This window comes from Lysinibacillus sp. NPDC096382 (genome assembly GCF_044762845.1).
In the GTDB taxonomy this organism is placed as follows: domain Bacteria; phylum Bacillota; class Bacilli; order Bacillales_A; family Planococcaceae; genus Lysinibacillus.
Window position 1 is genome coordinate 72,603 of the sequence record NZ_JBIWFC010000019.1, and the last position, 13,661, is coordinate 86,263.

The window sequence follows — 13,661 nt, forward strand, 5'->3', positions numbered from 1 at the left end:
TAAGGCGGTTTTCGTATAGATAGTAGGAGGGATTAACATGATTCAAATTAAAGGACGTTTTACTGAAGCGAAAATTTATTCAAATACAGCCTTACAATCAGCTATCGATCAAATTAAAGAATTGGCAAATCAAGCCTTTATGGAAGGAACAAAAGTACGGATTATGCCAGATTATCATGCAGGGAAGGGTTGTGTTATTGGCACAACGATTCAACTTCAAAATCGTGTAGTGCCTAATCTTGTAGGCGTTGATGTTGGTTGCGGTGTATTTGTAGCTGAGTTAAATGAGACGGATATCGATTTTTCGAAACTTGATACTACAATTCGAGCACATATACCAAGCGGACAGAATATCCATCAGGAAGTATCTTCTGCACGTCATTTTGTTGAATTCGAGGGGAGACAGTTTGTAGCAAGTGGTTTAAAAGATGACTATACGAATTTATCGCTTGGTACACTTGGGGGAGGCAATCATTTTATAGAGCTTGCCAAAGACGATGCAGGCACACACTACTTACTTATCCATACTGGGTCGCGTTATGTCGGAGCTAAGGTAGCGAATTGGCATCAAAAAAGAGCCTATGAAACATTACAACAAGAAGATTTAAAAGATAAAATTGCCGAGCTGAAATATCAGGGGCGCGAAAAAGAAATTCAAGCGATGATTAAAGCTTTTAAAGAGCAAAATCCTATTGTACCAAAAGATTTAGCTTATTTAGAGGGTGAGTATTTCCATGATTATATTCACGATATGAAAATTGCTCAGCAATATGCTCGGATGAATCGTTGGACAATTGCCGAAACAATCTCCAAGCATATGAACTGGCGTTTTAACGAAACATTCGATACGATCCATAACTATATTGATACAGAAACAATGACGTTAAGAAAAGGAGCCGTTCGAGCAAATAAAGGGGAGAAGCTCGTTATTCCTATGAATATGCGAGATGGCTCACTTATTTGTATGGGGAAAGGGAATGCAGATTGGAATTACTCAGCACCACATGGGGCAGGGAGAATGTATTCTCGCCGTGCTGCAAAAGAAGCACTAAACATGGAAGATTTTAAAGAAATGATGCAAGGCATTTGGACAACATCCGTAAACGAAGAAACATTAGATGAAGCCCCAATGGCATATAAGCCGATGTCAGAAATTACATCTGTTCTCGAGGAAACTGCAGATATAATAAAAGTAATTACACCTGTTTATAATTTTAAAGCTAGCGAAGCCGTTAAGCCTTATGAGCGAAAAAATCAAAAAAATTCCTAATAATAGAAAGTACTTGCATTTACTCTTATCTATTAACATTATTTCTTTAATGGTATAAAATAGGCTTACAAAGATGAAGTGGGTGGTTTTTTGGTATCTTCAAAAGATGTGGCTAAGTATGCGGGTGTCTCTCAAACAACGGTTTCAAGGGTGTTAAATACTCCTGAACTCGTAAAGCCGAAAACTGTTGAAAAAGTGATGCGGGCAATTGAGGATTTAAACTATATTCCAAATGATATTGCAAGATCGCTTGTACAGAAAAAAACTGGCATTATTACTTTGATATCAGGGCCTTTACATAATCCTTTTTTTGTCGATACAACTACTGCAATCGTTAATTATGTTACTGCTCGGGGCTATAAAGTAAATGTTTATTTTGGTACGGAAGATGATTTAGATTCCATTTATAATTCTGTTTTGGAAACTAGGGCTGATGCGATTATTTTATCGTCTATGTTATATGAAGATGACTTATTTTTTAAGCTTGAAAAACTAGGCATACCTTTTATCATGTATAATCGTAAGCATCGAGAAAACAGGTATTTTGTAGAAATTGATAATGTGGAAGCCGGTTATATAGCGACGAATCATATTTTATCTTTAGGTCATCGTAACATATGCTGGATTGGCGGCCCACATGAAATCAGTACTTTTTTTGAAAGGTACACTGGCTTTAAAAATGCATTAAAGGACAGCGGTATAGATATAAATACAGTGCCAGCATTTTTTACAAATACGAAAAAAGACGATATTGAACGAGTATTTGAGGAAATACTAAAATTTCCTACGAGGCCTACCGCTATTTGTGCCGCAACAGATGCAATTGCTATTGAAATTTTAAACCTTTGCTTAGAGAGGGGCTTTCATGTTCCTCAAGATTTTAATGTTATTGGCATTGATAATGTGGAGCTCAGTAAGCACCATTCAATTGCTTTAACAACAGTAGGTTTAGAATCCGAAAAAAACCTCGGATTTATTGCTATTGAAAAGTTATTTGAGGTAATGGAGAAAAAAAGTGCTTGCATCCAACAAACAGAATCTGTTAAACTTTTCCCGAGAAATACAACAAGTAAAAAAATAAACTGATGCCTCAGTTTATTTTTTAAAACCAAAATGGTTACGTATTCATTTTTTTATTTTCAGAAATGAATACGTAACCATTTAAAGAGAGGAGTGAGTAAGGTCTTGAAAAAGAGCTTATTTATTAATGGACAATGGCAAATGACAGATGAATTTATGGAGGTTCAAGCTCCCTACTCAAAAGAGGTCATTGCTCAATTTGCTATGGCCACTGAAGATGATGTACAGCATGCAATTGAAAGTGCTCATGCAGCAGAAGCCGAAATGGCAGCATTAACAGCATTTCAAAGAGCAGAAATTTTAGAACAATTATCGGATCTATTTGCAGAAAATCGAGAAGAGGCAGCTAGAATTATTTCACTAGAATCAGCTAAACCCTTAAAATATGCCTATGCTGAGATTGATCGAACGATTGAAACTTACAAATTTGCAGCAGAAGAAGCTAAACGACTATCTGGTGAAATGATTCCAATGGATGCATCTAAAAGTGGAGAGGGTAGATTTGGTTATACAATTCGAGAGCCATTGGGCGTTATTGCGGCTATCACGCCTTTTAATTTTCCGCAAAATTTAGTAGCCCATAAAGTTGGACCCGCATTAGCAGCTGGAAATACGATTGTTTTGAAGCCTGCAACCCAAACAGCGTTATCTGCTCATTTTTTAGCAAAATTATTGGCACAAACAAAATTACCAGCAGGTGCATTTAACTTAGTAACTGGGCAAGGAAAACTAGTAGGAGATGCCTTTTTAGCACATCCAAAAGTAAAGATGATTACATTTACTGGAAGTCCTGCTGTAGGTATTTCCCTCCGCAATCGCGCTGGCTTAAAGAAAGTCACATTAGAACTTGGTTCGAATGCTGGTGTTATTGTTGATGAAGGGATTCAACTCGATAAGATTATGGACCGAATTGTGATGGGGGCTTTTGCAAATCAAGGTCAAGTTTGCATCTCCCTACAGCGTATATATGTAAAAGAAAATATGATGAATGTATTTTTAGAAAAACTAAAAGCAAAAATAGAACAGCTAATAATAGGGGACCCATTAGATGTAACAACGGATTTAGCGATGATGATTTCAGAAACTGAGCAACAGCGTGCTGTCACATGGATAGAAGAAGCGGTAGCAGAAGGTGCCGAAGTACTGACAGGTGGTCGTATTGAAAATAATATTTTACTTCCAACAGTATTATATAATGTATCCTCCCAAAGCCGTGTATCTTGTGAGGAAATATTTGCACCTGTTGTAATTGTCAATGCGGTTTCTTCCATAGAAGAAGCCATTGATGCTGTCAATGATTCAAATTACGGCTTACAGGCAGGCATATTTACACCTTCAATCGAGATGGCCTTTAAAGCTTCAAAGAAATTACAAGTAGGAGGTGTCATTATTAATGACGTTCCAACATACCGTGTTGACCATATGCCATATGGCGGCATTAAAGAAAGCGGAACCGGTCGAGAAGGCATCAAATATGCAGTTGAGGAAATGACAGAAATGAAGCTAGTGATTTGGAATAACAATTAACTTCTTTCAGCAGCAAATGTTTTTATGTAGCGAAAGCAAAGCGACAGCTACAATTATGTCGAGGCATAAATGATTCGGAAATGGAGATGGTTGTAAATGAACATAATCAAACAGCACCCGAAATTGTATGTTATGGGTAATGGAACAATGCGAATGGATAAAAACTATCTGATTGCCATGCATAACCCTGCAACGATTGATCATCCAAACCAGCCAAATGAATTTATAGAGCTTCCAGTTTATACAGTATTAATTGATCATCCAGAAGGAAAAGTATTATTTGATACAGCATGTAACCCAAATTCAATAGGATCTGAAGGGCGCTGGGGTGAATTTACTCAAAAAGCATTCCCGATTAATATGCCAGAAGAATGCTATTTACATCATCGTTTAGAAGAGTTAAATGTGCGTCCAGAAGATATTAAATATGTTGTAGCTTCACATTTACATTTAGATCATGCAGGCTGTTTAGAGCTTTTTACAAATGCAACGATTATTGTACAGGAAGATGAATTCAATGGAACTTTACAAACATACGCAAGAAATGTAAAAGAAGGTGCCTATATTTGGGGTGACATTGATATGTGGATAAAAAACAATTTACAATGGCGATTAATTAAGCGTGGTGAGGATAATGTGAAACTTGCAGAAGGAATCCAAGTTTTGAATTTTGGAAGCGGTCATGCTTGGGGAATGCTAGGTTTGCATATTAATATGCCAGAAACGGGTGGAATTATTTTAGCTTCAGATGCCATTTACACCGCTGAAAGCTTTGGGCCGCCTGTCAAGCCACCAGGAATACTATATGATTCTGTTGGCTATAATTCTACGGTTGAACGAATTAGAAGATTAGCAAATGAAACAAATTCGCAAGTGTGGTTTGGCCATGATTCAGTCCAATTTAAGTCATTTAGAAAATCGACAGAAGGCTATTATGAATAGATAGGAGTAGAACAATTATGCATAAATTAACCTTTACTCCTGCGAGTTATACAGGCTGGGGTTGTTTGAGTCAGCTACTACCGGAAGTAGAAAAATTGAAAGCAAATAATATTTTAATAATCACAGATCCATTTTTAAAAGAGTTAGGTTTAACAGATCATCTTGAAAAGCCATTACTTGAAAATGGGTACGCTACAACTATTTATACCGATATTGCCCCAGAGCCACCGCTCGCAATTGGTGAGAAACTAGTTGAATTTACAAGAAAACATCATTTTGATTTAGTGATTGGTCTAGGGGGAGGAAGTGCATTAGACTTAGCGAAGCTTGCCGCTGTATTGGCAACACATGATGGGAAAGTGGCAGATTACTTAAACTTAGCGGGAACAAAAAATATTGAAAATAAAGGGTTACCTAAGGTTTTAATTCCAACTACATCTGGAACAGGCTCAGAAGTGACAAATATATCCGTGCTATCACTAGAAACGACTAAAGATGTTGTGACACATGATTACTTATTAGCAGATGTCTCCATTGTAGACCCTGCGTTAACGATTTCCTTACCACCCAAAGTGACCGCTGCTACAGGCGTAGATGCTTTAACACATGCAATAGAGGCTTATGTTTCTGTAAATGCCAATGAAGTAACTGATGCACTTGCACTACAAGCCATTAAATTAATTAGTGGTTCCATTCGAACTGCAGTGCATGACGGTCAAAATAAGCAGGCACGCTCGGATATGAGTTATGGAAGTTATTTGGCAGGCTTAGCCTTTTTCAATGCTGGTGTTGCAGGAGTACATGCTTTAGCTTATCCACTTGGTGGCCAGTTCCATATTGCTCATGGAGATTCCAACGCAGTGCTATTACCATATGTCATGGGCTATATTCGTCAAAGTTGCGAAAAACGTATGAAAGATATTTTAGATGCAATGGGTATTTCATCTGCGTATTTATCGCAAGAAGAGGCTTCCTATAAATGTATAGATGCATTGAAGCAACTTGTGAAGGACGTTAATATTCCGTCCACATTACAAGGATTTAATATACCAGAATTAGCACTGGAACAACTAACGGATGATGCGACAATGCAAACAAGAATTTTAGCACGTAGTCCGATGCCGCTTAAGCGAGAAGATATCTATTCGATATATCGAGCTGCATTTGATGGAGAAGTTCGAGAACCACAACTACTATAAAGAAGATACGAGAAACGTTGATTGCGGGCGTTTCTCTTTTTAGGAGCTTTCTCAAAGATTAAAGTCCCTGTTAGTGAAATAACTACTTCCAGGTAAATAATGTTTAAACATTTCCAAAGCATCCGTATGCTCTTTTAATACAGCAATGGTTTTATTGTTTGGTTTTGCAAAAATAATAGAATAATCCTCTTCGTTAAGTTCCTTGTTAATGGAAAAAACTAATTTTTCTTCATCAAATGAAAATTGAATATTAACACCTATTAATTAAAGATTGTGAAGGAATACACTTAAAGTAACGGAGTGCTTTAGTGAAATATTCGATTTAAGAAAACATAAAAACAGAGTTGATTCTACACATCTTGTAGATTAACTCTGTTTTTATGTTTTAACAGCAACAATCAAAGAAGCCCTTTTTTAAATTCTATGAAGTAATAGATACAGAATATAAATGAAAATGAAATTTGTTACAATTGATTAAATAATTAAAAATAAATCGAACGAAAATGTCAGCTTGACTGTCTAATAAGTAGAAGGGGGTGTATGTGATGGATGAACAAGCATTGGTGAAGCGTGCGATAGCTGGGGACGAAGATGCTTTTTTACATCTAATAAAACAATATGAACAGACGATGTACCGTATGGCATTTTCCTATTTAATAAATGAACATGATGCCATTGAAGCAATACAAGAAGCTACATATCGAAGCCTAAAAAAGATACATACCGTCAAAGAACCAGGTTATTTTAGTACGTGGCTTGTCCGAATTTTACTCAATATTTGCCATGATATGCGTGAAAGAAGCAGACGTCTTAATTTGCAAGAAGACATAGAAATCAGCGAGAATGCCCCTAATTATGAGCGCTTTGAAATGACAGATATCATTACAAAGCTACCAAAAGAGCAGCAAGAGCTTATTTTTCTAAAATATTTTCAAGATTATAAAAATCGGGATATTGCTAGACTTCAAAATATTCCAGAAGGAACTGTGAAGTCAAGGTTACATGCGGCATTGAAAAAGCTAAAACTATATTTTACGGAGAAGGGAGAGCTATAGATGAAACAGGTAGAAAAGCATGATTATGATGTTTTTGTCAAAGAACTAGCGAAAATTGACATACCACATGAGCATTTAAAAGAGTCGCATAGGAAAAGTGTCATACGCTTCCAAAAAGAAAAGCGTAATCGACAACGTATATGGAAAAGCAGTGCTGTTACTTGTGCATTGCTGTTACTTTTTGTAACGTCTATCCGTGTATCTCCAGCTTTTGCGAGTACCATCGCAAAAATCCCAGGCTTTGCTCCGTTAGTAGAGATGATTACGTATGATAAAGGGGTCAAAGATATACTCCATAACAACTATTATGAGGAACTAGGACTGTCACAAACGAAAAATGGTGTATCATTTACACTTCAAGGAGTTATTGCTGATGAAACAGGTATGATATTGCCTTATACATTTTCGGCACCGTTCGATGTTCATGATTTAGCAATCAAGAAAATGGAGCTCCGTCTAAATGGTGAGGTATTACCCGCTGGAATAAGTTACAGTTGGTATAGCGAAAAAGAAACATCTTTGATTGAAGATAAATTTGCGGCTTCATTTAAAAATCCTATAAATTATGACAATGCTAATTTTGAACTATATATACAATTTGCAGATGAAAAACAAACAGAGTTTACGATCCCATTTTCACTTAAAAAGCCAATAGCGAAAACGAAGTCCTATGTATTGAATGAAAAAATGAGCTTTGAAGGTCAGCAAATCATCATCAAGTCTGTATCAATTTCACCGCTCCGTACAGGTGTTACAATCGCTCTCGATCCACATAATGATCAGCGTATTTTAGGATTTGATGATATTCGTCTATTGGATGAAAAAGGGGAGGAATGGACGACGATTAATAATGGCATAACAGCTACAGGGGATTTTATGGATTGGGAAGCGACATTCTTTATGCAAAGTAATTATTTTAGAGAGCCCAAAAAGTTAACATTATCCATTGGAAAAGTAAAAGCATTGCCGAAAGGGCAAGATTTTATAGAGGTAGATTTTAACCAAAAGAAAGTGCTATCAAAACCACCTCTCCCAGGCTTAAAAGTTCAAGTTAATAAGCACATGGTAACAATAAATGTTCCAACTTCTTATGAAAATAAAAATATCGGTTTACTTGGCACGGCCATAGATGCAAATGGCGAAAGTGTTATCAGTAATTCAGTAAGTCACTATAGACCTGATGAATACGTAATCGAACAAACCGAAACATATGACATGAAGGGAGTCGTCAACCCAGTTCGTATCTATTTCTCACATTATGAAAACTTTTTAGATGGAACTCAAACAGTTGATATTCCACTGAAATAGAGGTGGAATTTCGGTGCCGAAATAAGTAAGAAAAAGAGAAATGTTAGTTTTTTAGCGTTTCTTTTTTTTTAGGCTCTGTTTAATTACGGTGTTGATATTTAATTATTACGAAAGTTGGTTCTGACAAATTAAAAGGGTAGATTATAAGTATTTGCCACAAGAATACGCTTTTAATTTGAGAAAAACAACAATCAAGTTAAACAGCCTTTTATTAAAAAGTACAAACTTTAATAATGAATAAAGTATTAGGAAGAAGAAAGTTATTATGAATATTTTCCTAGTAAATGAATAGCAAATAATGAATAATTGGTATATAATAGATATTATTTTATTATATGGAGGGCATACTGGTGAAATTAGTACTACAGATAACAAGTGTGATATTAATTGTTTCCGCTATAATTTTTGCTTTATCTCAAATCTCAAGTTTAAAAGAAGAAAGGGAGGATATGAAATATTGGGAAGAAGTGACTCGTAAACATTATGATAATAACCTTATAGAAGAAAGATATTTTGTATTAAAAGATAGTTATACCTCTCATCTCACTATAACTTTAGTATCAGCAATATCTATTATATTAACAGGAATATTCTTTCTAGCCATAGCGAAAATTATTTCCTTACTTCAAGACATAAGTTTAAAAATTTATAAGAAGCCTCAAGAAGAGGAATTTGAGTTGTTAAATTAATCGGAGGAATAGTATGTTAGTTGATATAAATTGTCCAATTGAAGTGCTTAAGTATCAGCTTTATAGAAGTAAAGAAACTGGTAAGGTTTATTGCTCATTTAGATTTAATAATATTTCAGAAAATAGAATTAAAGGCTTTAATGCTACCATTTATTGTTTTGATCAATTTGGTGAGCCAGTTGGTTGGGAATCAAATAGCTTTAAATATAAACTTCAGCTACCTGAATCAATAAGTCCTAACCGAGCATTTGGTGACAATGAAAAAATTTCATTAGAAAATTTTCCACATGCAAGAAACATTGATATAGTCATTGAGAAAGTACTTTTTAGTGATGGAACTACATGGACTCAAACTGAATCAGAGCTAGAAAAAGTAGAACTAAAAGAAATTAATAATCCTAGGCTATTAACGTTTGTAAAAACACATGAAGGAAATGATGCACAATATTATTCACAAATATTGAATGATAAATGGACATGTGTATGTGGACGTCTTAACGTAGAGAATATGAACACATGTAAGCGTTGCAAAAGAGAAAAAGATCATGTTCTTTCTATTTATAATAATGAAGAAGCGATTAATGACCAAATTAAATTATATGAAAAACAGTTGGAAGAGAAAAAAAAGAAAGAGCTATTAGAAAAAGAACGCCAACAAGAAATATTTAAGAAAAAAGTAAAGCAAATGATTAAATATAGCTCTGTGTTAATCAGTCTTTTATTGCTTATTGGTATTGCAACTTATGGCTTTATAACAAAGTTTACTTTTTCATGGGAAAATTATCTTTTATTAAAAGATAAGGATGTCTCTTTGATTGAAGCAGTAAAAAGTCAAAATATGAATGATATAAATTTTTTGATTGAAAACGGGGCCAATGCTAATTTTGTTAACAAAGATGGCGAAAATTCAATAAGTGAAGCCATCAAATTACCTAATAAAAAATTAGCTATTTCCTTAATGAATAAAGGAATGGGAAGTATCAGAGTTGGAAAAGACAAGGATACCCTTGCGCATGTTGCAATCAATAATGAACAATATGAAATATTAAAAGATTTTCATAAATACGGTATTGATATGGACGTAAAGAATGAGCTGGGGCATACCGTTCTATATTCTGCAATGAAAACAGGGAATCGAGAGATGATTGAATACCTTATTAATGAAATGAAAGTAAATCTTCAAGAAGTAGATAACGAGGGAAACAATATAGTTCAAGTAGCCTTATTACAGCAGTTAAACAATACAGCATTAATAAAAGAATTATTGAACCTGGATATTGATTTAAAGAAAGTGAATATAGATGGACAAAATACATACGAAACGGCTATTCTTACTCAAAATAAAGAGGTAGTTCAAATATTTATAGATAAAGGACTAGATCTTAATAAGGTTGATAAATTTGGAAATAATGCAATCCATGTTCTCCTAAATCATAAAAAAGATAATTTTGATTTTTTAGCAGAATTGATAAAAAAGGGAACAAATGTAAATGGATTCAATGAACAAGGGCAAACACCATTATATTTAGCGATAGTAAATGGGGATAAAAAAACTGTTGAAGAACTAATTAATAAAAAGGCAGATATAAAAACTGTTAATAGTAGCGGTGACTCAGCACAAGAGATAGCTGAAAAGTCTAATAAATCTTTGGTGGGATTATTTGAGCAAGGTAGATTTATTATTAAGATTGATAAACAAAAGAATGGTTTTATGGTTAATGGAATTGCTCTAGGTAATTCGAGAAAAGATGTAGTTAATAAGTTAGGAAAACCAGCTAAGAGGAAACAGTTCGATACCGCATATGGTGAAATAGACTGTGATTTTTATTACTTGAAAGACAGTACAGGACAAGATATAGAGACGCAATATTGTTCTTATATAGGTAAAAGCGATAAGATTGAAAACATATCGTTTGAATTTTATTCTAAACAGCTAAATGAAAAATGGTATAAAGATTTAGGAGAACCGTATGTCAATGATGAAGCGCCGTTATTTTACTTAAAGGGTACAGATCAACTATTGCTTTTAAAACCAAACGAAGAAGTAGGGTTTCTTAGTTATAGTGGCTATTTTGATTAAGTCCATATAATATGTAAAAGAAAAGAGTCATTTTTAATCTTCCTGCGTAAATGTTAAGTAAGACTAAAACATTGAGGATGAATAAAAAATGACTCAATTTACTAGTAAATTTTAAGCTTCAGCATCTGGTGTAAATGAACGTGTCGCTAATTCAGCGTCAAGCATAAAGATGGCATTAGAATCATTTTCAATGCGTTCAATTTTACGAATTAACGTGTCGAATGTTGATTCTTCCTCCACTTGCTCGTCAATAAACCATTTTAAGAAAGCCATTGTCGCATGCTCGCGCTCGTCTAAAGCGATATCCGATAGATTATAAATACGGCGAGTCACTTCCTTCTCGTGTGAAAGAGCAGTTTTGAAGGCATGTAAAATAGACTCGAAATGGTTATCTGGGCTATCGAAGCCATGGATTGTTGCACGGTAGCCCATATCGCTTAGGAAATTATAAAATTTCATCGCATGGAAGCGCTCTTCTTCAGCCTGTACTAAAAAGAAGTTGGCAAAGCCATCGTAATCTTGATCTGTGCAATATGCCGCCATCGCCATATAAGCATGCGCAGAGTAAAATTCAAAATTCATTTGTTCGTTTAGTGCTGTGTGTAGTTTTTCAGATAACATAAAAGTTTTCCTCCCTTTGCAGTAAATACCTGCTGCATCTCTTTTAGTATACAGCGAAGAAGGACAGTGTGGCAATTTAATTGATTTTTATTCTCAATTATGAAATTTAATCAAATTCATTTTTTAAACGCCAAATGACTTCTAAAAGATTGACAAATAAATTAATGAAATCTAAGTATAGATTTAAAGCCATGCCTACTACTTCAGCATCTGAAACGTGATTATGTCGGATTCGGTTAAAGTCATAAACCGTATAGAGACTAAAAAGTAGTACAGTAATTCCTGCAATAATCAAAGCGACCAAGTTGCTAACAGGGAAAAACATAAAGGCTAATGAAAATACAATAACGACGATTAATACGGTGAATAAATAGGTTCCCCAATTGGAAATGTCTTTATTCATCATCATACCTATCAGTGCTAGCACAATAAAAATAGCTACAGTCGCTACGAAAACAAGTAAAACAAGCTGTTGCCCTAGCTCTACAATGTAAAATTGTGTTGTCCAAAATAGTGAAATTCCCATTAAAAAGGGGATTGTATACATAATAGAATTAGCAAGCTTCAAGTTTCGTACAAAAATGACAATGATAAGAAGTACAAGCGCAATAATGGATATTGGCATGACAATTGCAGGAGGTAATAATGTTGCTATGTACATTCCGACAACTGTTAATACCCACATAAAAGCAAAGTGTTTTAAGATCTTATTTAAGTTTTGATTTTTAGCATACGCCATATAGAAAAATCCTTTCTTTTGTAAAATAACTTTTATATAGTAACATACGAATCAACATTGAAAAAGATTCAACTATAAAAAAATATGTATTATTATCATCATGTGGTGCTGACTGGTTACCAAGTATCCACGATTTAATGATACAAACAATACCCGGCCTTTGCTAGACCGGGTATTGCTTTAGGAATTATTTTACATTTTTACTTTGGTTTTTCACACCAACTAAATAGCCACCAAGGGCAATTGCAATTAAGACAATCCAGAAAATGGCCTTCCAAAGTGTTGAGTGTGGAAATTCATGTGGGATTATACCTAGTTTTTCGTGTGCTAATGTTAGAACAGCCAGCTTTACACCAACCCAACCAACGATTAAGAAGGCAGCTGTTTCAAGTGATGGATAATTATCGAGTATTTTCACGAACCAACGAGCAGCAAAACGCATCATAATAACACCGATAATACCACCTAAAAACATCACAGCGAATTGCCCAGCATTAATGCCGCCAACATCGAAATTTCCGATATGAGGTAGTGTAACTGCAATGGCGACAGCAGCTAATATTGAATCTATGGCAAAAGCAATATCAGCAAACTCAACCTTCAGTACGGTCATCCAGAAACCAGATTGTTTTTTATTCTCCTGAGTTTCCTCGGGATTTTGTTTGGCTTTTCGGGAATCATAAATATGCTTCGTTGACATAATTAATAAATAGGCAGCACCTAGAGCTTGAATTTGCCAGAAGTTAACGAGCGTTGTAATAAGAAATAGTGCCGCAAAGCGAAAAACAAATGCTCCCACTAAACCATATAGCAATGCTTTTTGCTGTTGATTTTTTGGTAAATGCTTAACCATAACAGCCATAACAACGGCATTGTCTGCAGCTAATAAACCTTCTAGTACAATTAATACGACGAGGACCCATGCGTATTCTAGTAAAATTGCCTCCAAATGTATTTCCTCCTTTATACTTTGAACAGAAATCAAATTGCTTTCAACTTATTCTTTGCTTTTTTAGGCAAAATAAAAAGACCCATGCCTAAAAAAATAGGCAAAGGTCTTGCTAAGCTAATTAATTGGTTGTTGCACAGAATATCTGTACGCCAAGATATGCCTTCACACCCGATGGTAAATAACCATGTAATGACGAATG

At 34.8% G+C, this 13,661-nt stretch carries 12 protein-coding genes; 9 read left to right on the forward strand and 3 right to left on the reverse strand.

Translation table 11 applies throughout. The features are described 5' to 3' along the window. Positions 1–37 precede the first annotated feature (37 nt). From ACIQZA_RS20810 to ACIQZA_RS20850, 9 genes are all read left to right on the forward strand, one after another. Positions 38–1,270 (forward strand): RtcB family protein, encoded by a 1,233-nt coding sequence (locus ACIQZA_RS20810; RefSeq protein WP_400934565.1) that lies wholly within the window; start codon positions 38–40, stop codon positions 1,268–1,270. Between the two features lie 90 nt (positions 1,271–1,360). Then, entirely contained in the window at positions 1,361–2,356 is a 996-nt protein-coding gene (locus ACIQZA_RS20815; protein WP_402883636.1) for a LacI family DNA-binding transcriptional regulator, read from the forward strand. 99 nt (positions 2,357–2,455) lie between these two features. Continuing rightward, positions 2,456–3,877, forward strand: coding sequence for an aldehyde dehydrogenase family protein (locus ACIQZA_RS20820; protein WP_402883635.1), 1,422 nt, complete (start codon positions 2,456–2,458; stop codon positions 3,875–3,877). A gap of 96 nt (positions 3,878–3,973) precedes the next feature. After that, entirely contained in the window at positions 3,974–4,819 is an 846-nt protein-coding gene (gene ahlS / locus ACIQZA_RS20825) for an AhlS family quorum-quenching N-acyl homoserine lactonase (protein ID WP_402883633.1), read from the forward strand. Between the two features lie 17 nt (positions 4,820–4,836). Beyond that, on the forward strand, positions 4,837–6,018 hold the full coding sequence (locus ACIQZA_RS20830; RefSeq protein WP_402883632.1) for an iron-containing alcohol dehydrogenase: 1,182 nt from the start codon (positions 4,837–4,839) through the stop codon (positions 6,016–6,018). 545 nt (positions 6,019–6,563) lie between these two features. Next, on the forward strand, positions 6,564–7,073 hold the full coding sequence (locus tag ACIQZA_RS20835; protein WP_402883630.1) for a sigma-70 family RNA polymerase sigma factor: 510 nt from the start codon (positions 6,564–6,566) through the stop codon (positions 7,071–7,073). Next, on the forward strand, positions 7,074–8,381 hold the full coding sequence (locus tag ACIQZA_RS20840) for a DUF4179 domain-containing protein (RefSeq protein WP_402883629.1): 1,308 nt from the start codon (positions 7,074–7,076) through the stop codon (positions 8,379–8,381). It begins immediately after the preceding gene. A gap of 350 nt (positions 8,382–8,731) precedes the next feature. Beyond that, a complete protein-coding gene (locus ACIQZA_RS20845; protein ID WP_402883628.1) occupies positions 8,732–9,070 on the forward strand; it encodes a hypothetical protein in 339 nt (112 codons plus the stop codon). Between the two features lie 13 nt (positions 9,071–9,083). After that, complete coding sequence (locus ACIQZA_RS20850; RefSeq protein ID WP_402883627.1) at positions 9,084–11,150, forward strand: ankyrin repeat domain-containing protein; 2,067 nt, start codon at positions 9,084–9,086, stop codon at positions 11,148–11,150. A gap of 111 nt (positions 11,151–11,261) precedes the next feature. On the opposite strand, the gene ACIQZA_RS20855 is transcribed toward ACIQZA_RS20850, so the two are convergent. The 3 genes from ACIQZA_RS20855 to ACIQZA_RS20865 all read right to left on the reverse strand — a co-directional run bounded on the left by ACIQZA_RS20855 (position 11,262) and on the right by ACIQZA_RS20865 (position 13,459). Continuing rightward, positions 11,262–11,771 (reverse strand): ferritin, encoded by a 510-nt coding sequence (locus ACIQZA_RS20855; RefSeq protein WP_248716244.1) that lies wholly within the window; start codon positions 11,769–11,771, stop codon positions 11,262–11,264. Between the two features lie 106 nt (positions 11,772–11,877). Further along, on the reverse strand, positions 11,878–12,510 hold the full coding sequence (locus ACIQZA_RS20860; RefSeq protein WP_142507004.1) for a Bax inhibitor-1/YccA family protein: 633 nt from the start codon (positions 12,508–12,510) through the stop codon (positions 11,878–11,880). A 187-nt stretch (positions 12,511–12,697) separates the two neighbouring features. After that, complete coding sequence (locus ACIQZA_RS20865) at positions 12,698–13,459, reverse strand: TerC family protein (RefSeq protein WP_402883625.1); 762 nt, start codon at positions 13,457–13,459, stop codon at positions 12,698–12,700. Positions 13,460–13,661: the final 202 nt, after the last annotated feature.